The organism is Streptomyces hyderabadensis, from assembly GCF_020404845.1.
GTDB lineage: Bacteria > Actinomycetota > Actinomycetes > Streptomycetales > Streptomycetaceae > Streptomyces > Streptomyces hyderabadensis.
Window position 1 is genome coordinate 234,136 of record NZ_JAIOJZ010000001.1, and the last position, 22,091, is coordinate 256,226.

At 70.2% G+C, this 22,091-nt stretch carries 19 protein-coding genes; 6 read left to right on the plus strand and 13 right to left on the minus strand.

Going from position 1 to position 22,091, the window contains the following annotated elements:
• Positions 1-130 precede the first annotated feature (130 nt).
• The 4 genes from qcrB to ctaE form a co-directional block, all read right to left on the minus strand.
• Positions 131-1,765: a cytochrome bc1 complex cytochrome b subunit gene (gene qcrB / locus K7854_RS01060; RefSeq protein WP_226024414.1), complete on the minus strand. Its 1,635-nt coding sequence runs from the start codon at positions 1,763-1,765 to the stop codon at positions 131-133.
• Positions 1,762-2,823 (minus strand): cytochrome bc1 complex Rieske iron-sulfur subunit, encoded by a 1,062-nt coding sequence (gene qcrA / locus K7854_RS01065; RefSeq protein WP_226024415.1) that lies wholly within the window; start codon positions 2,821-2,823, stop codon positions 1,762-1,764. Before qcrA ends, qcrB begins: the two co-directional genes overlap by 4 nt.
• The gene (gene qcrC / locus K7854_RS01070; RefSeq protein WP_226024416.1) at positions 2,820-3,629 is read right to left on the minus strand and encodes a cytochrome bc1 complex diheme cytochrome c subunit; all 810 of its coding nucleotides are present in this window, start codon (positions 3,627-3,629) and stop codon (positions 2,820-2,822) included. The genes qcrA and qcrC overlap by 4 nt, the downstream gene beginning before the upstream one ends.
• A 65-nt stretch (positions 3,630-3,694) precedes the next feature.
• A complete protein-coding gene (gene ctaE, locus K7854_RS01075; RefSeq protein ID WP_003976664.1) occupies positions 3,695-4,315 on the minus strand; it encodes an aa3-type cytochrome oxidase subunit III in 621 nt (206 codons plus the stop codon).
• Positions 4,316-4,513: 198 nt separating this feature from the next.
• On the opposite strand from ctaE, the gene K7854_RS01080 reads away from it, so the two are divergent.
• The gene (locus K7854_RS01080) at positions 4,514-4,915 is read left to right on the plus strand and encodes a response regulator (protein WP_125632377.1); all 402 of its coding nucleotides are present in this window, start codon (positions 4,514-4,516) and stop codon (positions 4,913-4,915) included.
• 106 nt (positions 4,916-5,021) lie between these two features.
• On the opposite strand, the gene K7854_RS01085 is transcribed toward K7854_RS01080, so the two are convergent.
• The 4 genes from K7854_RS01085 to ctaC all read right to left on the minus strand — a co-directional run bounded on the left by K7854_RS01085 (position 5,022) and on the right by ctaC (position 9,517).
• Positions 5,022-6,299, minus strand: coding sequence for a L,D-transpeptidase (locus K7854_RS01085; RefSeq protein ID WP_226024417.1), 1,278 nt, complete (start codon positions 6,297-6,299; stop codon positions 5,022-5,024).
• Positions 6,300-6,429: 130 nt separating this feature from the next.
• Positions 6,430-6,828: a cytochrome c oxidase subunit 4 gene (locus K7854_RS01090; RefSeq protein WP_226024418.1), complete on the minus strand. Its 399-nt coding sequence runs from the start codon at positions 6,826-6,828 to the stop codon at positions 6,430-6,432.
• On the minus strand, positions 6,825-8,561 hold the full coding sequence (gene ctaD, locus K7854_RS01095; protein WP_226024419.1) for an aa3-type cytochrome oxidase subunit I: 1,737 nt from the start codon (positions 8,559-8,561) through the stop codon (positions 6,825-6,827). The genes K7854_RS01090 and ctaD overlap by 4 nt, the downstream gene beginning before the upstream one ends.
• Complete coding sequence (gene ctaC / locus K7854_RS01100) at positions 8,558-9,517, minus strand: aa3-type cytochrome oxidase subunit II (RefSeq protein WP_226024420.1); 960 nt, start codon at positions 9,515-9,517, stop codon at positions 8,558-8,560. Before ctaC ends, ctaD begins: the two co-directional genes overlap by 4 nt.
• A gap of 327 nt (positions 9,518-9,844) precedes the next feature.
• On the opposite strand from ctaC, the gene K7854_RS01105 reads away from it, so the two are divergent.
• On the plus strand, positions 9,845-11,227 hold the full coding sequence (locus K7854_RS01105; RefSeq protein WP_226024421.1) for a cysteine desulfurase/sulfurtransferase TusA family protein: 1,383 nt from the start codon (positions 9,845-9,847) through the stop codon (positions 11,225-11,227).
• Positions 11,228-11,271: 44 nt separating this feature from the next.
• Here the strand turns inward: K7854_RS01105 and K7854_RS01110 are convergent, their stop codons facing one another.
• The gene (locus tag K7854_RS01110) at positions 11,272-12,246 is read right to left on the minus strand and encodes a carbohydrate kinase family protein (RefSeq protein ID WP_226024422.1); all 975 of its coding nucleotides are present in this window, start codon (positions 12,244-12,246) and stop codon (positions 11,272-11,274) included.
• 132 nt (positions 12,247-12,378) lie between these two features.
• On the opposite strand from K7854_RS01110, the gene K7854_RS01115 reads away from it, so the two are divergent.
• Both K7854_RS01115 and K7854_RS01120 read left to right on the plus strand, forming a co-directional pair.
• Entirely contained in the window at positions 12,379-12,588 is a 210-nt protein-coding gene (locus K7854_RS01115; RefSeq protein WP_226024423.1) for a hypothetical protein, read from the plus strand.
• A 114-nt stretch (positions 12,589-12,702) separates the two neighbouring features.
• A complete protein-coding gene (locus K7854_RS01120) occupies positions 12,703-14,253 on the plus strand; it encodes a hypothetical protein (protein WP_226024424.1) in 1,551 nt (516 codons plus the stop codon).
• 91 nt (positions 14,254-14,344) lie between these two features.
• Here the strand turns inward: K7854_RS01120 and K7854_RS01125 are convergent, their stop codons facing one another.
• Complete coding sequence (locus tag K7854_RS01125) at positions 14,345-14,701, minus strand: HesB/IscA family protein (protein WP_052839876.1); 357 nt, start codon at positions 14,699-14,701, stop codon at positions 14,345-14,347.
• A gap of 326 nt (positions 14,702-15,027) precedes the next feature.
• Between K7854_RS01125 and nadA the strand changes: the two genes are divergently transcribed.
• Positions 15,028-16,212, plus strand: coding sequence for a quinolinate synthase NadA (gene nadA, locus K7854_RS01130; RefSeq protein ID WP_226024425.1), 1,185 nt, complete (start codon positions 15,028-15,030; stop codon positions 16,210-16,212).
• 170 nt (positions 16,213-16,382) lie between these two features.
• Positions 16,383-16,538, plus strand: coding sequence for a hypothetical protein (locus K7854_RS01135; protein ID WP_226024426.1), 156 nt, complete (start codon positions 16,383-16,385; stop codon positions 16,536-16,538).
• A 108-nt stretch (positions 16,539-16,646) separates the two neighbouring features.
• Here K7854_RS01135 and K7854_RS01140 read toward each other — a convergent pair whose 3' ends face one another.
• The 3 genes from K7854_RS01140 to K7854_RS01150 all read right to left on the minus strand — a co-directional run bounded on the left by K7854_RS01140 (position 16,647) and on the right by K7854_RS01150 (position 21,868).
• Positions 16,647-19,766, minus strand: coding sequence for an efflux RND transporter permease subunit (locus K7854_RS01140; RefSeq protein ID WP_226024427.1), 3,120 nt, complete (start codon positions 19,764-19,766; stop codon positions 16,647-16,649).
• 180 nt (positions 19,767-19,946) lie between these two features.
• A complete protein-coding gene (locus tag K7854_RS01145) occupies positions 19,947-20,630 on the minus strand; it encodes a response regulator (RefSeq protein ID WP_226024428.1) in 684 nt (227 codons plus the stop codon).
• Positions 20,627-21,868, minus strand: a complete 1,242-nt coding sequence (locus K7854_RS01150; protein ID WP_226024429.1) for a sensor histidine kinase — start codon at positions 21,866-21,868, stop codon at positions 20,627-20,629. Before K7854_RS01150 ends, K7854_RS01145 begins: the two co-directional genes overlap by 4 nt.
• Between the last annotated feature and the right edge of the window lie 223 nt (positions 21,869-22,091).

The following is a 22,091-nucleotide window of genomic DNA, read 5'->3' on the forward strand; positions in this document are numbered from 1 at the left end:
AGCCGCTCCTGAATCGTGTGTGTCGTCGACGGGATCGTGCTCCCACCCTATCCAGCCCCGGGCACGGCGAAGGGCCCCGTCCGCAGACCGGAACGGGGCCCTTCGACCGTGGTGTGGCGACGCTGGAGGGTCAGTGGTGGCCGTGGCCGCTCGTGATCTCCTTGTACTCCTCGACGGTCGGCTTCGGAATCTGCGACTCCTCGCCGTAGTAGGCCTCGCTGAGCTTGGCGCGGAGCTTCTGCGTGCCCGTCGCCTTGCGCTCGACGCCGTTCTCGTCGACCGTCGGGCCGATCTCGGCCGGCTTGTACTGCTCGTGCGCCGTGAGCGTGTGCAGCTGCTCCTGGCTGAGCGGCTCGTGCACCTCGATGAACTCACCGTGCGGCAGGCGCTTGATGATGCCGGACTCGCGTCCGTGCAGCACCTTGTCCTTGTCGCGGCGCTGGAGGCCGAGGCAGATCCGCTTGGTGACGATGAAGGCGACGACCGGGCCGACGAAGAACGCGACGCGGACGAACCAGGTGATCGCGTTGATCGACAGGTGGAAGTGCGTGGCCCACAGGTCGTTGCCGCCACCGATCAGCAGCACGAAGTAGACGGTCAGCCAGGCGACACCGAAGGCCGTGCGGGTCGGGGCGTTGCGCGGGCGGTCCAGGATGTGGTGCTCGCGCTTGTCGCCGGTGACCCAGGACTCGATGAACGGGTAGACCGCGATCGCCGCCAGGACCAGCGGGAAGATCAGCAGCGGGACGAACACGCCCAGGACCAGTGTGTGGCCCCAGAAGTTGATCTCCCAGCCAGGCATCACTCGGATCAGGCCCTCGGAGAAGCCCATGTACCAGTCCGGCTGGGCGCCGGTGGAGACCTGGTCGGGGCGGTAGGGACCGATGGCCCAGATCGGGTTGATCGTGGCGATGGCCGAGACGACGGCGATCACACCGAAGACCAGGAAGAAGAAGCCTCCGGCCTTGGCGGTGTACACCGGCAGCAGCGGCATGCCGACGACGTTCTTGTTGGTCTTGCCGGGACCCGCGAACTGCGTGTGCTTGTGGTAGAAGACCAGGATCAGGTGGCCCACCAGCAGGCCGAGCATGATGCCCGGCAGCAGCAGGATGTGGATCGAGTAGAACCGGGACACGAAGTCGTGGCCGGGGAACTCCCCGCCGAAGAGGAAGAACGAGATGTACGTGCCGACGATCGGCACGGACAGGATCGCGCCCTCCATGAAGCGGATACCGGTGCCCGAGAGCAGGTCGTCCGGGAGCGAGTAACCGGTGAAGCCGGTGAACATGCCGAGGACGAGCAGCAGGAAGCCGAACAGCCAGTTGACCTCGCGCGGCTTGCGGAACGCGCCGGTGAAGAAGACGCGCATCATGTGCACGAACATGCCGGCCAGGAAGATCAGCGCGGCCCAGTGGTGGATCTGCCGGATCAGCAGACCGCCGCGGACGTCGAAGCTGATGTCCAGAGTGGAGGCGTACGCCTCACTCATCATCTGGCCCTGCAGCGGCACGTACGAGCCGTGGTACTCGACCTCGGCCATCGACGGGTGGAAGAACAGCGTCAGGTACACACCCGTGAGGATGATGATGATGAAGCTGTAGAGGCAGACCTCACCCAGCATGAACGACCAGTGGTCGGGGAAGATCTTGCGCATGTTGGCCTTGGCCAGGGAGTAGATCCCCAGCCGGCCGTCGGCCCAGTCGGCGACGCGCTCGCCGGCCGGTGCCTTCCCGCGCGAGCGGGGTTCGTTGGCTGCAGTACTCATCCGCGCTCCCAGTAAGCAGGACCGACGGGCTCCTCGAAGTCGCCGAGCGCTTCGAGGTAACCCTCGTCGTTCACGCCGATGCGCAGCTGCGGCAGGGCGTGACCGGCGGGACCGAAGATCACCCGGGCACCGTCGGCAAGGTCGAAGGTGGACTGGTGGCAGGGGCAGAGCGCGTGGTGCGTCTGCTGCTCGTACAGGGAGATCGGGCAACCGACGTGGGTGCAGATCTTCGAGTACGCCACGATGCCCTCGTGCGACCACTCGAGCTCGCGCTTGTCCTTGATGGAGTCCGGCTCCAGCCGGATGATCATCAGGGCGGCCTTGGCGATCTCGTTCTGGAAGTCCTCGTCGTGCTCCTCCAGGCCCTCGGGCATGGCGAAGGTGAGCGAGCCCACCGCGACGTCGGAGGGACGCAGCGGCTCGTTGGTGTTCATGTTGACGAGGAGCTTGCCCTTGGACCACAGGGTGTGGCGGAGCTTGGTCCCGGGCAGCGGACCGAGGTCGCGCAGCAGGACGACGCCGGAGAGCGGCACCAGGGTGAGCGCGCCCAGCATCGTGTTGCGGATCAGCTTGCGGCGTCCGATCACGGACTCCTTGGCACCCTGCTTGAAGTCCGCGTGGACCTTGGCACGGACCTCGGGGGATGCCTCGATCGGGTGGCGCTCGTCGGCGACCTCCTCATCGGACATCAGGGTGCGGGCCCAGTGGACCGCGCCGGCGCCGATGGCGAACAGCGCGACGCCGAGCGTCATGCCGAGCGCGAAGTTCAGCGCACTGATGTGACCGAGCGGGAAGATGTAGACCGACTTGTCGACCGGGATCGCCACGAACGAGGCGATGAAGCCGATGGTGGCCAGCATCGACAGCGTGAACAGCAGGGCGACCGTGCGCTCGGACCGCTTGGCGGCCCGCTCGTCGACGTCCTGGACCCGCGGCTCGTGGGGCGGCAGCCCCGGGTCGGCGAACGGGTTCGTCTCGTCCGCGGGCCGGGCGGCCGCGCCGTGCGGGCGGTCCTGCTCTGCCGGCAGCTTCTCTTCTGGAATGTCTTGGCTACTCATGACTTCTTGGCCTTTGCGGTCCGAGCGGCGACCCAGACGGCGACGGCGATCAGCGCGCCCAGTCCGAACACCCAGGCGAACAGACCCTCACTGACCGGGCCGAGTCCGCCGAGGCTGAGACCACCGGGGCTCTCGGTGTCGTCACCGTTGACCGCGTCCAGGTAGGCGATGATGTCCTTCTTGTTCTGCTCCGACAGGGTGGTGTCGGGGAAGGAGGGCATGTTCTGCGGGCCGGTCTGCATGGCCTCGTAGATGTGCTTCGGGTCGACACCCTCGAGGCTCGGCGCGAACTTGCCGTGCGTCAGGGCGCCACCCTTGCCGGTGAAGTTGTGGCACTGCGCGCAGTTGGTGCGGAACAGCTCGCCGCCCTTGGCGATGTCCGCGCCCTCGGGGCCGTACTTCTCCTCCGACGGGATGGCCGGACCGGCACCCAGCGAGGCGATGTAGGCCGCGAGCTGGTCGATCTCCGCCTGGGAGTAGATGACCTTCTTCTTCGGGACCTGCGCGCCGGGCTGCTGGGCCGGCATGCGGCCGGTGCCCACCTGGAAGTCGACGGCCGCGGCGCCCACGCCGACCAGGCTCGGACCGTCGGTGGTGCCCTGCCCTCCGGTGCCGTGGCAACTGGCACAGCCGACGGCGTAGAGCTTCTTGCCCTCGTCGATGGCGAGGGACTGGGCGGATTCATCGGCCTGCGCCTTGCTCGCGGGTGCGAACGCGGCGTACAGCCCCCCTGTGCATGCCAGCGCGAGGAGTAGGACGACGAGAGCCGCCAGCGGATGGCGTCGTCGTGCGGAGAGCTTTTTCACGGATTACCCCGGTGTCAGGATCTTCTGCGTCGATGCTTCTGGTATTGCGCGGGTGCGTGCCGCGACTACTTGATCAGGTAGATCGTGGCGAACAGGCCGATCCAGACCACATCGACGAAGTGCCAGTAGTAGGACACGACGATGGCGGCTGTCGCCTGCTCGTGGGTGAACCTCCGGGCCGCGTAGGTGCGGCCGAGGACCAGCAGGAAGGCGATGAGGCCGCCCGTCACGTGCAGTCCGTGGAAGCCGGTGGTCAGGTAGAACGCCGAGCCGTACGGGTCGGACGAGAGCGAGATGCCCTCGTGCTTGACCAGCTCGGTGTACTCGAACACCTGACCGCCGATGAAGATCGCACCCATCACGAAGGTGACGATGAACCACATCCGGAGCTTCTTCACGTCACCGCGCTCGGCCGCGAACACGCCGAGCTGGCAGGTGAGCGAGGAGAGCACCAGGATCGTGGTGTTCGTCGCGGAGAACGGGATGTTCAGCGCGTCGGCCTTCTCGGACCAGAAGTCCGGGCCGGTCACCGATCGCAGGGTGAAGTACATCGCGAAGAGGGCCGCGAAGAACATCAGCTCGGAACTCAACCAGATGATGGTTCCGACGCTGGTGAGGTTCGGCCGGTTGACCGACGGGTGCGCGTGCCCGGTTTCTACTGTCGTTGCTGTCGCCACGACCGACATTATGTCGGTCGCTTATCCCGCCCTCACCCCGGGGGGTGCCGTTCGGTGTGTTCCCCCTGCTCGTACGGCCCGGATGGCCCATCGAACGGCCCGTCGAAGCGCTGTCCGAACCAGTGCTGACGGGGCGTTCGAGGGAGTAGCATCCGCCCCAACGGGCTACGACAGCCTTCACCGGTCTCACCGCGTATCGGAGGAAGCATGCAGGCGACCGCCACGGTGCTGGTCTACAGCGACGACTCCAACACCCGCGAACAGGTGCGGCTCGCGACGGGGCGCCGGCCGGCTCCGGACGTGCCCGTGGTCGAGTTCGTGGAGTGCGCCACCCCGGCCGCCGTGCTCAAGGAGCTGGACAAGGGCGGGATCGACGTCTGCGTCCTGGACGGTGAGGCGGTGCCCATGGGCGGCATGGGCATGTGCCGCCAGATCAAGGACGAGGTCTTCCAGTGCCCGCCGGTGCTGCTGCTCATCGCCCGGCCGCAGGACGCGTGGCTGGCGACCTGGAGCCGGGCGGAGGCGGCGGTGACGGCGCCGGTGGAGCCGGTGGAGTTCGCGTCCGCGCTGGCCGCGCTGCTGCGGGAGAAGCGGCTGCAGGGCGTCTAGGGGCGCCTTGGAGCCCGGTCGGCTGCGTCGTTCGGCGGCTGACGGCCGGTGGGGGTTGATCGCGCAGTTCCCCGCGCCCCTGGCGGCGCTGCCCCGGACGGCGTCTTCATGCGCTCTCCGGTCGCAGACGGGCTTGCTCTGCCGTGCCGGTCGCGTTGCCCGTGCCGCCCGTCAGGGCGCTGCCCGTGCGCCACTTGGTCCAGTCCATGTTCCAGTCGCCGAAGCCGTTGCCGAAGGGTTCCATCGTCTCGCCGCCGGAGTTGACGACCTCGACGAGGTCGCCCTCCTGGACGGTCTCGAAGAACCACTCCGCGTTGTCGGTGCTCATGCCGACGCAGCCGTGGCTGACGTTGGCGATGCCCTGGGAGCCGACAGACCAGGGGGCGGCGTGCACGTACTCGCCGCTCCAGGTCACCCGGGTGGCCCAGTAGACCGGCAGGTCGTACGACTCCGAGGAGCCCTCGGCGATGCCGACGGTGCTGCTGCGCATGCGTACGAAGGATTCCTTGCCGAGGACGACCTTGACGCCGTTGCGGGTCTCGAAGCCGGGCTTGCCGGTGGTGACCGGGATCTGGCGGATCTCCTCGCCGTCCTTGAAGACCGTCAGCGTGTGCGCGGCGGCGTCGGTGACGGCCACGACGCGGTCGTCCGTGGTGATCTTCAGCGGCTTCGCCTTGCCGCCCCACATCCGGTCGCCGATCTTGATGCCCTCCAGGGTGCTGCGGACCTGGACGGTGGCGTGAGCGGGCCAGTACTCCTGGGGCCGGTAGTGCAGCTTCTTGTCGTCCACCCAGTACCAGGCGCCGCTCACCGCGGGGGTGGAGTCGACCTTCAGGGCACGCTCCACTATGGCCCGCTGCGCCGGGTCCCGGACCGGCTGGCTCAGTTCCGCGGTGACGGGCTGACCGACGCCGTACGCGCCCGCCTTGGGCCCGAAGGTGACGTCCAGGGTCTTCTTCGCGCCGGGCTTGCCGGTCTCGAAGGTGAGCACCTTGCGGCCGGGCGCCCCGTCCCCGTCCTCGGTGCTGACCCGCACCGTGTAGCTGGCGTTGGCCGCCAGCGGAGAGGTGCTGTGCCAGCGGGCGCCGTCGGCGGACAGCTCGCCCGCGACGTGGCGTCCGGCCGCGTCCACGGCGGTGACGTCCGTGATGCGCCCGTCGGCGCCCTCGGCGACCACCTCCAGGGGTTTGTCCGGGTCGGCCTTCTTCCCGGCGTCCGTGGGGCCGTTGAAGGAGATCTGGCCGGCCGCGTCGTAGGGCGTGGCGGACAGCGGGTTGTCGTCGTCACCGAGGCAGGCGGTGCCGCTCGCGCCGAGGGCGATCACCAGCAGGGTGCAGCCGACGACCGTACGCCCCCGCGCCTGGAAGTGAACCGTGATGCTCATGGCCTCACGCTAGGGAGAGACGTCAACGGCGGCACGGTGGGTAAGCCGGAAGGGTGAGAGACGGTACGGCAGACGAAGGGGCCCGGACGCTCCTGACGGAGTGTCCGGGCCCCTTCGTGCTCGACGCGTGCTACTGGGTGCGGTTCTCACCGCGGTAGTACTCGAAGACCCAGCCGAACAGGCCGACCAGGATCACCGGTGCCGAGAAGTACATGATCCACCAGCCGACGGCCACGCCCAGGAAGGCGAGGGCGCCGCCCAGACCGAGCGCCAGCGGCTGCCAGCTGTGCGGGCTGAAGAACCCGACCTCGCCGGCGTCGTCCGCGACGTCCGCCTCCGTGTTGTCCTGCGCACCGGCGTCGACCCGCCGCGCCGTGAAGGCGAGGTAGAAGCCGATCATGATGGCCAGGCCGAAGGCGAGGAAGAGCGCCGTGGTGCCGGCCGGCTCCTTGGACCAGTAGCCGTAGACCACGGCCACGGCCAGGATGAACAGGCTCAGCCAGATGAAAATCTTGCCCTGGATCTTCACTTCCCGGCCTCCTTGCCGCCGGCGAGGGCCTTCTCACCGTGGCCGACGTTCTCCAGCTGGTCGATCGCGGAGATCTCGGGGTGGTGCAGGTCGAAGGCGGGGGATTCGCTGCGGATGCGCGGCAGCGTGAGGAAGTTGTGCCGCGGCGGCGGGCAGGAGGTCGCCCACTCCAGCGAACGGCCGTAGCCCCACGGGTCGTCCACCTCGATCTTCTTGCCGTACTTGGCGGTCTTCCAGATGTTGTAGAAGAACGGCAGCATCGACATGCCGAGCAGGAACGAGCTGATCGTCGAGATCGTGTTCAGGGCGGTGAAGCCGTCCGCCGCCAGGTAGTCGGCGTAGCGGCGCGGCATGCCCTCGGCGCCCAGCCAGTGCTGAACCAGGAAGGTGCCGTGGAAGCCGACGAACAGCGTCCAGAAGGTGATCTTGCCGAGGCGCTCGTCCAGCATCTTGCCGGTGAACTTCGGCCACCAGAAGTGGAAGCCGGCGAACATCGCGAACACCACGGTGCCGAACACCACGTAGTGGAAGTGCGCCACCACGAAGTACGAGTCGGAGACGTGGAAGTCCAGCGGCGGCGAGGCGAGGATGACACCGGTCAGACCACCGAAGAGGAAGGTGATCAGGAAGCCGGTGGACCACAGCATCGGTGTCTCGAAGGACAGCGAGCCCTTCCACATGGTGCCGATCCAGTTGAAGAACTTCACACCGGTCGGGACCGCGATCAGGAAGGTCATGAAGGAGAAGAACGGCAACAGCACGCCGCCCGTGACGTACATGTGGTGGGCCCACACCGTCACCGACAGACCCGCGATCGCGATCGTCGCACCGATCAGACCCATGTAGCCGAAGATCGGCTTGCGGGAGAAGACCGGGATGATCTCACTGACGATGCCGAAGAACGGCAGCGCGATGATGTACACCTCTGGATGCCCGAAGAACCAGAACAGGTGCTGCCACAGCAACGCTCCGCCGTTGGACGAGTCGAAGATGTGGGCGCCGAACTTGCGGTCGGCCTCCAGCGCGAACAGGGCCGCGGCCAGCACCGGGAAGGCCAGCAGGACCAGCACACCGGTCAGCAGCACGTTCCAGGTGAAGATCGGCATGCGGAACATGGTCATGCCCGGCGCGCGCATGCAGATGATCGTGGTGATGAAGTTGACCGAGCCGAGGATGGTGCCGAAGCCGGAGAAGGCCAGACCCATGATCCACAGGTCGCCGCCGATACCGGGCGAGTGCACCGCGTCGGACAGCGGCGAGTAGGCGAACCAGCCGAAGTCGGCCGCGCCCTGCGGGGTCAGGAACCCGCCCACCGCGATGGTCGAGCCGAACAGGTACAGCCAGTAGGCGAACATGTTCAGCCGGGGGAAGGCGACGTCCGGCGCGCCGATCTGCAGCGGCATGATCCAGTTCGCGAAGCCGGAGAACAGCGGCGTCGCGAACATCAGCAGCATGATCGTGCCGTGCATCGTGAACGCCTGGTTGAACTGCTCGTTCGACATGATCTGCAGACCCGGCCGGGCCAGCTCGGCGCGCATGAACAGCGCCATCACGCCGCCGATCACGAAGAACGCGAACGACGTCACGAGATACAGCGTGCCGATCGTCTTGTGGTCAGTGGTCGTCAACCACTTGATCACGACGTTGCCGGGCTGCTTGCGCCGTACCGGCAGCTCGTTCTCGTACGAGTCCTCCGCTGCCGAGGCACCCTGGGGTTCGTTGAGGATGCTCACAGGTTGTTCGTCTCCCGGTTCTTCTCGTGGCTCGTCTGAGCGATGCCCGCGGGAACGTAACCGGTCTGCCCCTTCTTCGCGAGGTCCTGGAGGTGCTGCTCGTAGCGCTCCGGGGAGACGACCTTGACGTTGAACAGCATCCGTGAGTGGTCCACGCCGCACAGCTCGGCGCACTTGCCCAGGAAGGTCCCCTCCTTGTTGGGGGTCACCTCGAAGGCGTTGGTGTGGCCCGGAATCACGTCCTGCTTCATCAGGAACGGCACCACCCAGAAGGAGTGGATGACGTCACGCGAGGTCAGGACGAAGCGGACCGTCTTGCCCTTGGGGAGCCAGAGGGTCGGACCCGGGTTGTTGGTCTGCGGGTTCCGCGTGCCGGGGGTGCCGCAGTCGTAGACACCGCCCGCGTTGGCCGGGAAGTCCTCGATGTACCGGTCCGGGATGCCGGCCAGTTCCTTGGAGGTCTTGGCGTCGCCGGTGGAGCCCGGAACGTCCTCGATGTGGTTGAAGCACCAGCTCCACTGGAAGCCGACCACGTTGACCGTGACGTCCGGCTTCTTCTTGAGGCTCATGAGATCGGACTCGTCGCGCGCGGTGAAGTAGAACAGCACCGAGACGATGACGAGCGGAACCATGGTGTACAGCGCCTCGATGGGCAGGTTGTACCTGGTCTGCGGAGGGACCTCGACCTTGGTGCGGCTGCGCCGGTGGAAGAAGACACTCCACAGGATCAGGCCCCACACCAGCACGCCGGTGGCCAGCGCGGCTGCCCAGGAGCCCTGCCACAGGGAGAGGATCCGCGGAGCCTCTTCCGTGGTGGGGGTGGGCATGCCGAGGCGGGGGAAGTCCTCGTATGTGCAACCGGTGGCGGTCGCCAGGACCAGGCCCGCGGTCAGTGCCTGCAGCAGCTTCCGCCGCATCGGGCGCCGCGGCGAGCGGTCGGAGCCGTTGGGACTCACGTAGCGCCTTCCCGAGAGTCTCGCCCGCGCGGTTGGCTGCGGCCTGCCTTCTCGCTGGTCGGTCGCCGCCCTGCGTCGGGCAGGGGTTTGATGTTTATGCGGACCAAACCCTAGCCGACGCCCTCCGGGGGGTCGCGGGGAGGGTGGCATACGCGCCGGGGGTCACTCTTTAAGGGTGGGATGGGGCGCCTACGGGGCGGGATGGTGCGGTGTCGTTGGCGGCTGACGGGCCGTTGCGGCTTGTCGCGCCCACGCGGCGGAGCCGCACATGGCACAGCCCCGCGCCCCTTGGCGGCGCTTTCCTGCCCTGCGTCATAGCGTTGGCCCGTGGCCTACTTCGATGCTGCTTCCGCTGCTCCCCTTCATCCCGTTGCCCGGCAGGCGCTGTTGGCGTCTCTCGACGAGGGGTGGGCCGATCCTGCTCGGCTGTACCGCGAAGGGCGGCGGGCGCGGTTGCTGCTCGATGCCGCCCGGGAGGCGATGGCCGAGTGCGTGGGGTGTCGGCCGGACGAGTTGGTGTTCACCCCTTCGGGGACGCGGGCGGTGCATTCAGGCGTGGCGGGGGTGCTGGCCGGGCGTCGGCGCGTCGGATCGCACCTGATCGTGTCAGCGGTCGAACACTCCTCCGTACTGCATGCGGCCGAGGCGCACGAGGCCGGCGGCGGGAGCGTCACGGAGGTACCGGTCGACCGGACGGGCGCGGTCGACCCGGCGGCGTACGCGGCCGCCCTGCGCGAGGACACGGCGCTGACCTGTCTCCAGTCGGCCAACCACGAGGTGGGCACGGAGCAGCCGGTGTCCCGGGTGGCGGAGGCGTGCCGGGCCGCCGGTGTGCCGCTGCTGGTGGACGCGGCCCAGTCGCTGGGCTGGGGCCGGGTCGAGGGCGGCTGGTCGGTGCTGACGGGCAGCGCGCACAAGTGGGGCGGGCCCTCGGGCGTCGGGCTGCTCGTGGTGCGCAAGGGGGTCAGGTTCGCGCCGCAAGGGCCCGGGGACGAGCGGGAGTCGGGGCGGTCGCCCGGGTTCGAGAACCTGCCGGCGATCGTGGCCGCGGCGGCGTCGCTGCGGGCGGTGCGTGCCGAGGCGGCGGCGGAGGCGGCCCGGCTGCGGGAGCTGACGGAGCGGATCCGGTCCCGGGTGCGGGATCTGGTGCCGGACGTGGAGGTGGTCGGCGATCCGTCGCGGCGGCTGCCCGGGATCGTCACCTTCTCCTGTCTCTATGTCGACGGGGAGACCTTGCTGCACGAGCTGGACCGCGCCGGTTTCTCCGTGTCGTCCGGATCGTCCTGCACCAGCAGCACGCTGACGCCGAGCCACGTCCTGCGGGCGATGGGGGTGCTCAGCGAGGGCAACGTCCGGGTGTCGCTGCCGCCGGGGACCGCGGCGGAGGACGTCGAGCGGTTCCTGGAGGTGCTGCCGGGCACGGTGGCCGCGGTGCGCGAGAAGCTGGGGGCGCCGGCCGCGACGGAGCCCGTCCGCGCGGCCGGCCCCGGCCTCGTCGTGGACGCGCTGGGCCGGCGCTGCCCCGTTCCGGTGATCGAACTGGCCAAGGTCATCGGCGACGTCCCCGTCGGCGGCACGGTCCGCGTCCTGTCCGACGACGAGGCGGCCCGCCTGGACATCCCGGCCTGGTGCGAGATGCGGGGCCAGGAGTACGCGGGCGAGGAGCCGGCGGAAGAGGGAACGGCCTACCTGGTCCGCCGGATCAGGTAGGCACGCCAGGGGCGCGGGGCTGTACCGGACGGTCGCCCCCGAAATCAGCCCAGGTGCGTCCGGACCTCCCCCGCGGCCTCCTCCCCGTAAGCCTTGGTGAACCGCTCCATGAAGTGCCCGCGCCGCAACTGGTACTCCTGCGTCCCCACCGTCTCGATGACGAGGGTCGCCAGCATGCAGCCCACCTGCGCCGCGCGCTCCAGCGAGACCCCCCACGCCAGCCCCGACAGGAACCCCGCGCGGAAGGCGTCGCCGACGCCCGTGGGGTCGGCCTTGCGCTCCTCGTCGGGGACGCCGACCTCGATGGTGTCCCCGCCGGCCCGCTCGATGCGCACGCCCCGCGCGCCCAGGGTGGTGACGCGGTGGCCGACGCGGCCGAGGATCTCGGCGTCGCTCCAGCCGGTCTTGGTCTCGATGAGCCCCTTCTCGTACTCGTTGGAGAAGAGGTAGGTCGCCCCGTCCAGCAGTATCCGAATCTCGTCGCCGTTCATCCGGGCGATCTGCTGGGAGAAGTCGGCGGCGAAGGGGATGGAGCGGGTGCGGCACTCCTCGGTGTGCCGGAGCATCGCCTCGGGGTCGTCGGCGCCGATGGAGACCAGGTCGAGGCCGCCCACGCGGTCGGCGACGGTCTTCAGTTCGATGAGCCGGGCCTCGCTCATCGCGCCCGTGTAGAAGGAGCCGATCTGGTTGTGGTCGGCGTCGGTGGTGCAGACGAAGCGTGCGGTGTGCAGGGTCTCGGAGATGCGGACCGAGCCGGTGTCGACGCCGTGCCGGTCGAGCCAGGCCCGGTACTCGTCGAAGTCCGCGCCGGCCGCGCCGACCAGGACCGGCCGGGTGCCGAGCTGACCCATGCCGAAGGCGATGTTCGCGGCGACGCCGCCCCGGCGCACGTCCAGCTGGTCGACCAGGAAGGAGAGCGAGACCGTGTGCAGCTGGTCCGCGACGAGCTGGTCCGAGAAGCGTCCGGGGAAGGTCATGAGGTGGTCGGTGGCGATGGAGCCGGTGACTGCGATGCGCACGGCGTGGACTCTCTCCTGAGGGGAGGCGGGTTGACGGTTCACGCTACCCGGCGGCGCCGCCGGCCTGAAGCAGGCGAAACTACCCGGTAGTACAACTTTCTTCGCGGTACGGGACGTGCCTACGGTTCTGTTATGACGAATCCGAGGACCGTCGACCCCGCCCCGGCCGACCTGGACGGCGACCTGGCGTCGCTGCGCGGTGACTGCGCGCGGATGACCCCTCGCTGGTCGGCGCCCGCCGACGTCTCCGCCCGGCCGGTGCCGCTCACCCTCATCCACGGGGTGCGGGTGCCGCCGGCCTACGCCCGGTTGCTGGACGCGATGTCGGACTACGGCGACTGAGCGCCCCCGGGCGGGCTCCGGGGCCGTTCGGGCGACGCGTGCCGCCGCCGGGAACCGGTTCCCGCCCCACCGCGTCCCATCGCTGTCCCCAGTAACAGCCGAAGGAGCGATGCGGTGAACACCGAGCGACCCGACAACGACGACGCGGCCGCCGACGAGGCCGGCGGCGGCCGTCCCGCGCGGCGGCGCCCCCGGGCGGTCGCGGTCGCGTCGGTCGCCGCGGCCGTGCTGCTCGTGGGAGCGGGCGGCGCCTATGTGGCCACGTCCGCCGCCGACGGCGACCCGGACGGCGGTACGGCGTCCGGTGCCTCGGGCGACGGCACTCCCCCGCCGCTCCCCCTCGACGACTACGCCGGAACCTCCCCCGAGGGCGGCTCGAACGGCATCGCGCCCGGCGAGCCCGACCCGTACGGCGTCACCTACCGCGCCGACGGGCCGCTCCCCGACGGACCCGGCTCGGCGCCGGTGTACCGGGCCGAGGGCGAGGTCACCGAGGCCGAGGTGGCCCGGCTGGCCGGGGCACTGGGCGTCGAGGGGACGCCCCGCACCCAGGGCGGGGCGTGGCGGGTCGGCAACGCCGAGGACGGTTCCGGGCCGCTGCTCACGGTGGAACGGCAGGCGCCGGGCACCTGGACCTTCCACCGGTACACGCCCCGCACGGACAACTGCAAGAAGGGCCCCGAGTGCAAGACCCCGTCCGCCGACGGGGACCCGGTGGGCGAGGCGGCCGCGAAGAAGGCGGCGGCTCCGGTGCTGAAGGCGCTGGGCCAGGACGACGCCAAGCTGGACGCGGGCCAGGTCATGGGCGCCCGGCGGGCCGTGAACGCGGAACCGGAGGTGGGCGGGCTGCCCACGTACGGCTGGACGACCGGGGTCGTCGTCGACGCGCGGGGCGAGGTGGTCGGCGGCAGCGGCCGGGTGAAGGCGCCGGTCAAGGGGGACACGTATCCCGTCCTGGACGCCGGGCAGACGCTGGCGCGGCTGAACGCGCCGGGTGCCGGGTCGGGTGCGGGCGCCGGGGGCATCGGCGGCTGCGCGAGTCCCGTACCGCATCAGGACGGCACGGACCTGCCCTGTGAGCTGCCGACCGGGACTCCGGAGCGGCCGGGGACGGGGAAGGAGCGGGTGGCCACCGTCGAGGAGGCGGTGTTCGGGCTGGCCGCGCATCCGGTGCGGGGCCGGCCGACGCTGGTGCCGTCCTGGCTGTTCGAGGTACGGGCACCGGGCGCGGACGCCGCCGTCACGGTCACGTACCCGGCGGTCGACCCGAAGTACCTGACCACGGTGTCATCCGCCTCGCCCGCCTCCCCCGTGCCGTCCGACGAGCCGACCGCGAAGCCCGAACCGACCGCGAAGCCGGGCGAGCCGCGGGACGTGCGGGTGAGCGGCTACACGGCCGCGGACGGCGAGCTGACGGTGCACTTCACCGGCGGCGTGTGCTCCGACTACGCCGCCGAGGCCGAGGAGAGCGGCGGGAAGGTGACCGTCACGGTGACCGAGACCCCGCATCCGGACAAGGTCTGCATCCTGATCGCCAAGGAGTACGAGCGGACGGTGCCGCTGGACCGGCCGCTGGGCGACCGGACGGTGGTGGGCTCGGACGGCGAGGACATCCCGGTGCACAAGCCGGGCGCGCGGCTGCCGGCCCCGTCCGGGGGCCGCTGAACCCGCGGCGTGACACGACAAGGGCGGCGGCCCGGGGAGGAACCCCGGGCCGCCGCCCTTGTCACGCTCGGGTGCCGTGCGGCTCGGCCCGTCAGCTGAACGAGTCGCCGCAGGCGCAGGAGCCCGTCGCGTTCGGGTTGTCGATCGTGAAGCCCTGCTTCTCGATCGTGTCCACGAAGTCGATGGTGGCTCCGCCCAGGTACGGGGCGCTCATGCGGTCGGTGGTGACCTTGACGCCGCCGAAGTCCTTCACCACGTCGCCGTCGAGCGAGCGCTCGTCGAAGAAGAGCTGGTAGCGCAGGCCGGAGCAGCCGCCGGGCTGGACGGCGACGCGCAGCGCGAGGTCGTCGCGGCCTTCCTGGTCGAGCAGCGCCTTGACCTTCGACGCGGCGGCGTCGGTCAGGATGATGCCGTCGGTGACGGTGGTGGTCTCGTCCGATACGGACATCTACATCTCTCCCGGGTTGTACGGAGACTGCTTGCCGACGGTGTCAACCGACGGAGCCGCGGATTCATTCCGGGCACGGCCGAGTCTTTGTCCTCGGCGTCCCCTTCATGCTCGCACACGCCCCCGCCGACGGTCAGCGGCCTGTGGACGGCGACCGCGGACCACGGCCGCGGACGACGGCTCGGGGGCGGCTCGGGCGGCGGCTCGGGCGCCGGGATTCACGTCACACCGACACTATGGGCATCGTCAAAGTGACGTGAAGCGGTTATGATATATAGCGTCAGTTCGACGAAAAGGTCGATCGAAAAGTAGAAAGGGTGCGTGTCGTGACCACCGCCCAAACCCAGGAGCTCGACGTACAGCCGACGCCCCTCGCCCTGCTGCTGCTCGGCCGCGAGGCCGATCCGAGGAGCGAGCGCGGAGTGGAGTGCCCCGGGGACCTGCCCTCGGCCTCCGACCCGGACCTGGTCGCGCGCGCCCGTGCGGCCAAGGAGAAGCTCGGTGACAAGGTCTTCGTCCTCGGTCACCACTACCAGCGCGACGAGGTCATCCAGTTCGCCGACGTCACGGGCGACTCCTTCAAGCTGGCCCGGGACGCGGCCGCGCGCCCGGAGGCCGAGTACATCGTCTTCTGCGGTGTGCACTTCATGGCGGAGTCGGCCGACATCCTGACCTCGGACGACCAGAAGGTGGTCCTGCCCGACCTGGCGGCCGGCTGCTCCATGGCGGACATGGCCACCGCCGAGCAGGTCGCCGAGTGCTGGGACGTGCTGACCGAGGCCGGGATCGCCGAGCAGGTCGTGCCCGTGTCGTACATGAACTCCTCCGCGGACATCAAGGCGTTCACCGGCAAGCACGGCGGCACCATCTGCACCTCGTCCAACGCCAAGCGCGCCCTGGACTGGGCCTTCGAGCAGGGCGAGAAGGTCCTGTTCCTGCCGGACCAGCACCTGGGCCGCAACACGGCGGTGCGGGACATGGGCATGTCCCTGGAGGACTGCGTCGTCTACAACCCGCACAAGCCGAACGGCGGGCTGAGCGCGCAGGAGCTGCGCGGGGCGAAGATGATCCTGTGGCGCGGGCACTGCTCGGTGCACGGCCGCTTCAGCCTCGACTCGGTGAACGACGTGCGGGAGCGCATACCGGGCGTGAACGTCCTGGTGCACCCGGAGTGCAAGCACGAGGTCGTGGCCGCGGCGGACTACGTCGGCTCGACCGAGTACATCATCAAGGCCCTGGAGGCGGCCCCGGCCGGTTCCAAGTGGGCCATCGGCACCGAACTGAACCTGGTCCGCCGCCTGGCGAACCGTTTCGCCCCCGAGGGCAAGGAGATCGTCTTCCTCGACAAGACGGTCTGCTTCTGCTCGACCATGAACCGCATCGACCTCCCGCACCTGGTCTGGGCCCTCGAATCCCTGGCCGAGGGCACCCTGGTCAACCGCATCGAGGTCGACAAGGAGACGGAGGCGTTCGCCAAGCTGGCCCTGGAGCGGATGCTGGCGCTGCCGTAACCGGCCCCCGCGCGCACGGGCCCCGCCCGGTCACCTTCTGCGGCGACCGGACGGGGCCCTTCTCGATCCGCGCAGGAAGGTGCGGCCCTGAGTGCACACCTTCAGCGGCGTCGTTGGCCCGCGGGGCCGCCTGTGCGACGGTGGGGTCCGGGAGCGACTGGAGGGCTGTCATGGCAGGTCAGGGGCAGGTCCCCGGTGGGGACGGGGGTTCGTTCGGCCGCGGGGCGGGGCAGGGGTGCGGATTCTGCATGGGTGTGCTGCTGGCCCTGGTGATCCTCGCGGCGGTCGTGCTGTTCGGCGGCATCGCCGCGCTGTCGGGACACTGACGCCCCCGCGCCGCACCGCGCCGCCTCGGCGCCGGCCCGTCTGCCGTTCCTCGCACGGGCGCCCCCGTGGGAGAGTCCACGGGGGCGCCTGCGTCGGGCCGGCAGGTGTCAGACCTGGGCCGGCTCCGCTTCCTCCGACGGCTGCTGCGACTGCTCGGGCAGGCCCTTCTTCGCGGCCCGCTTCTTCGCGCGCCGCTCCTTGCGCAGCTCCAGCATCGCGTAGAGCGTCGGGACCAGCAGCAGGGTCAGCAGCGTCGACGTGATCAGACCGCCGATCACGACCACCGCGAGCGGCTGGGCGATGAAGCCGCCCTCGCCGGTGACGCCCAGCGCCATCGGGAGCAGGGCGAAGATCGTCGCCAGGGCCGTCATGAGGATCGGGCGCAGCCGGTGGCGGCCGCCCTCGATGACGGCCTCGACGACGCCGTAGCCCTGCTTGCGGTACTGGTTGATCAGGTCGATCAGCACGATGGCGTTGGTGACCACGATGCCGATCAGCATCAGCATGCCGATCATCGCCGGGACGCCCATCGGGGTGCCCGTGGCGACCAGCAGGCCGATCGCGCCGGTCGCCGCGAACGGGATCGACACCAGCAGGATCAGCGGCTGGGCCAGCGACCGGAAGGTGCCGACCAGCAGCATGAACACGATGGCGATCGCCGCGAGCATGGCGAGACCCAGGTTGACGAAGGCCTCGTCCTGGTCCGCGGTGACGCCGCCGATCTCGGCGGTGGCGCCGGCCGGCAGGTCCAGGCCGTTGATCTTCGACTGGAGGTCCGCGCTGACCGCGCCGGTGTTGTCGCCGGTCGGCTTGGCGGTGATGGTCGCCGCGCGCTGCCCGTCGATGCGGGTCATCGACACCGGGCCGTCCACCAGCTGCACGGTGGCGATGTCACCGAGCTTCGCCGGGCCCAGGTTCAGCGCCTTCAGCTCGGCCATGGTGTCGGCGGGCTGCGCCGACCGGATGACCACGTCGCGCTCGGTGTCGTCCAGGGTGGCCTTGGCGGCCGGGGTGCCGCGCACCGCCTGGGCGACGGCCGCGCCGAGGGTCTGGTCGCTGAAGCCGGCCTCGGCGGCCTTCGCGTTGGCCTTGACCGAGATCCGCGGCACGCTCTGCGCCAGGTCGCTGGTGACGTCGGTGACGTCGTCGAGTCCGGCGACCGTCTTGCGGACCTGCTCGGAGGCCTCGCGGAGCACCTGCGCGTCGGCCGCCTTGACGACGACGCTCAGGTCCTGGCTGCCGAAGCCGTCACCGGCGGCGATGGTGGTGGTGCCGATGCCGTCGCCGAGCTCGGCCAGCCCGTCCTCGATGTGGTCCTGGACGTCGTCGGCGTTCGCCGAGTCCTCCAGCATGATCTGGTACGAGGCCTGGTTGGTGTCCGTGCCGCCGCCGAAGGCGGCCATGAAGCCGGACGAACCGATGGTGACCTGGAAGTCCTTGACGCCCTCGGTGTCGCCGAGCAGCTTCTCGACCTTCTTCACCTGCGCGTCGGTCGCGCCGAGGCTGGTGCCGGGCTTCAGCTCCTGCTTGACGCTGAGCACCTCCTGCTCGCCCTGGTCGAAGAAGTTGGTCTTCAGCAGCGGCGCCATGCCGAAGGTGCCGACCAGCACGACGACCGCGATGGCCACGCTGGTCAGGCGGCGGCGGGTGGCGAAGCGCAGGACGGGGACGTAGAAGCGCTGCAGGCGGCTCTTGGCCTCCTTCTCCTCGGCCAGCCTGCGGGCCTCGGCCGCGTCCTCGGGGGTGCCCTTCGGGGGCCGCAGGAACCAGTACGACAGCACCGGGACCACCGTCAGCGACACCAGCAGGGACGCGAGCAGCGCCGCGGTGACGGTGAGGCTGAAGGAGCCGAACAGCTCGCCGACCATGCCGCCGACCAGACCGATCGGCAGGAACACGGCGACGGTGGTGAGCGTGGAGGAGGTGACCGCCCCGGCGACCTCGCGGACGGCGCCCAGGATGGCGTCCTTGCGCTCCTCGCCGTAGCCGAGGTGGCGCTTGATGTTCTCCAGGACCACGATCGAGTCGTCGACGACCCGGCCGATGGCGATGGTCAGCGCGCCCAGCGTCAGCATGTTGAGCGACAGGTCGCGCGTCCACAGGACGATCAGCGCCAGCACCACCGACAGCGGGATGGAGACCGCGGTGACCAGGGTGGAGCGGAGCGACGCGAGGAAGACCAGGATGACCAGGACGGCGAAGAGCAGTCCGAGCCCGCCCTCCGTGGTCAGGCCGGAGATGGCCTTGGACACGGCCGGGCCCTGGTCGCTGACGACGGTGAGGGTGGCGCCGGAACCGAGCTGCTCGCGCAGGTCGGGGAGCTTGTCCTCGACGGCGTTCGAGATGGAGACCGCACTGCCGTCGTGGTCCATCGTCACGGCGACCGCGAGGGACGGCTTGCCGTTGGTGCGGGTGAGGGAGTCGGCCCGGGCCTCCTCCTCCTTGACGGTGGCGACGTCGCCGAGGCGGACGGGCTTGACGACGCCCTCACCGGTGACCATGAGGTCCTGGATCTGCTTGACCGAGGTGAAGCCGCCGCCGACCTGGACGGTGCGGTTGGCGCCGCCCTCGTCGAAGGAACCGGCCGGGACGGTCGCGCCGCCGGCCTGCAGGGACTGGGCGAGCACCTGCGGGCTCACCTTCGCCGCGGCCAGCTTCGCCGGGTCCGGCGTGACCGTAACCTCGACGTCGCGGACGCCGTCGACCACGACCTGGGCGACCCCGTCGATGTCCTTCAGCTCGGAGACGACGGTCTTGTCGAGCTGGTCGGCCAGCGCCTGCTGGTCCTTGTCCGAGGTGACGGCGAGGACGACGGTCGGGATGTCGTCCGTCGAGCCGGAGATCACCTGCGGGTCCACGTCCTCCGGGAGCTGGGCGCGGGCCCGGTTCACGGCCTGCTGGACGTCGGCGACCAGCTGCTGGGTGTTCGGGCCGTAGTCGAAGGACGCCATGATGACGGCGCTGCCCTCACTGGCCGTGGAGGTGACGCCCGAGATCCCGTCCACCGCTTCGAGGTTGTCCTCGATCGGCTCGACGACCTGCTTCTCGACCACGTCCGGCGAGGCACCCTGGTACGGAGCCAGCACCGACACCATGGGCAGTTCGATGGTGGGCAGCAGCTGCTGCTTGAGCTGGGGGATCGCGATCGCCCCGAAGACGAGCGCGACGATCGACATCAGCCCTATCAGGGCCCGTTGCGCGAGGCTGAATCTCGACAGCCAGGACATGGATCAGGGTCTCTCTTCTGTGGCCGAGCGGGGGACGGGGCACATGGCAGCGCCGGGCGCGGGCGACACAGGTGAGCGCCCACCCCAACACCCTGAGCCATGCGGGGCCCCGCATCCCTAGGCCCCAGGTCCATTTCCTTATCCCGCGCCTACTCCCCCCGCAGTACACGGGAGCGGCACTCACTCCACCCTTGGACGTACCAGCCCGGATTCGTACGCGATGACGACCAGTTGGGCGCGGTCCCGGGCGCCCAGCTTGGCCATGGCTCGGTTCACGTGGGTCTTCACGGTGAGCGGGCTGACTTCCAGGCGCTCGGCGATCTCGTCGTTGGAGTGCCCGCCGGCCACCTGGACCAGCACCTCGCGCTCCCGCACGGTCAGCGACTCCAGCCGCTCGGCGCGGGCCGGGTCGCGGTCCTCGGCGGCCGTGTCCTGCTGGGCGAGGAAGCGGGCGATCAGCCCCTTGGTGGCGGTCGGCGACAGCAGCGCCTCGCCGCCGGCCGCGACCCGGATCGCGCTGAGCAGTTCCTCGGGCTCCGAACCCTTGCCGAGGAAGCCGGAGGCACCGGCGCGCAGCGACTGCACCACGTAGTCGTCGACCTCGAAGGTGGTCAGTATGACCACGCGGACGTGGGCGAGGGCCGGGTCGGCGCTGATCATGCGGGTGGCGGCGAGACCGTCGGTGCCGGGCATCCGGATGTCCATCAGCACCACGTCGGCCCGCCGCTCGGCGGCCAGCCGGGCCGCCTCCGCGCCGTCGGACGCCTCCCCCACCACCTCCATGTCGGGCTCGGAGTCGACCAGCACCCGGAAGGCGCTGCGCAGCAGCGCCTGGTCGTCGGCGAGCAGGACACGGATCGTCATACGGGGTCCCTCGTGGCTTGGGGGGCGGCGTCGGTACGGCTCCTGACCGGAAGGATCGCATGCACGCGGAAACCGCCGCCGTAGCGGGGACCGGTGGTGAGGGTGCCGCGCACGGCGGTGACGCGCTCGCGCATGCCGAGCAGCCCGTGCCCGCCGCCCTCGACCGGGGCGTCCGGGGCCTCGCCCTCGCCCGTCCCGTCGTCGAGCACGGTCACCTCGATGTTCGGACCGACCCGCACGACGCTGACCTCCGCCTTCGCCTGCCGTCCCGCGTGCTTCTGCACATTGGTCAGCGCCTCCTGGATGATGCGGTACGCGGCCAGGTCGACGGCGGCGGGCAGCTCGGTGTCCTGGTCGGTGCGGGCCAGCTCGACCCGCAGTCCGGCGTGGTGGAAGGTGCTCACGAGTTCGTCGAGGCGGGCGAGGCCCGGGGCGGGCTCGGTCGGTGCCTCCGGGTCGCCGGACTGGCGGAGCAGGCCGACGGTGGCCCGCAGCTCGTCCAGCGCGGAGCGGCTGGCCTCCCGTACGTGGGCGAGCGCCTCCTTGGCCTGGTCGGGGCGCTTGTCCATGACGTGCGAGGCGACCCCGGCCTGCACGTTGACCAGCGCGATGTGGTGGGCGACCACGTCGTGCAGGTCGCGGGCGATGCGCAGCCGTTCCTCGGCGACCCGGCGGCGGGCCTCCTCCTCCCGGGTGCGCTCGGCCTTCTCCGCCCGGTCCCGGATGGCCTGCACGAAGGCGCGGCGGCTGCGGACGGCGTCCCCGGCGGTGGCGCCGATGCCGGTCCAGGCGAAGACGGCGAGGTTCTCCTGCGCGTACCAGGGCAGGGGGCCGGCGAGCATCGCGGCGCCGGTGAGCACCGTCATGGTGAGCAGGCCGACCCGCCAGGTGGTGTGGCGGTCGGTGGAGGCGGCGACGGTGAAGAGGGCGATGACGGCGGACATCACGACCGGGGCGCGCGGGTCGCCGGTGACGCTCTCGACCACGGAGACGGCACCGGTGACGACGAGGACCGCCATCGGTGCCCGCCGGCGGAAGGCGAGCGCGGCGGCGCCGGCGGTCATGAGGGCGAGGCTGAGCGCGTCCGGGGTGCGCAGGCCCCAGCTGACGCCCTCCGGGCCGTGCGGGTCCACGAAGGAACCGGCGACCATGCACAGCAGGACGGCCGCGGCGAGGGCGGTGTCCAGGGCGGAGGGGTGGGCGCCGATGGTGCAGCGGGCGCGGGCGAGGGTGCTCACGGTTTTTTACGGTAGCTGGAGTGGGGGTGTCTTATGAGGGGCCCCGCATGCAGTGGGCGTCTTGAGGGGAGCTGCGCCCCCGGGCCCCCGCTTCGGCCCTGGACGGGCCTCGCCCTCAAACGCCGGACGGGCTGGATGTGCCGACCCGCGCCGGAAAGGCACCGAAACAGGCTGGATATGCCGACCCGCGTCGGAAAGGCACCGAAACGGGCTGGATGCGCCG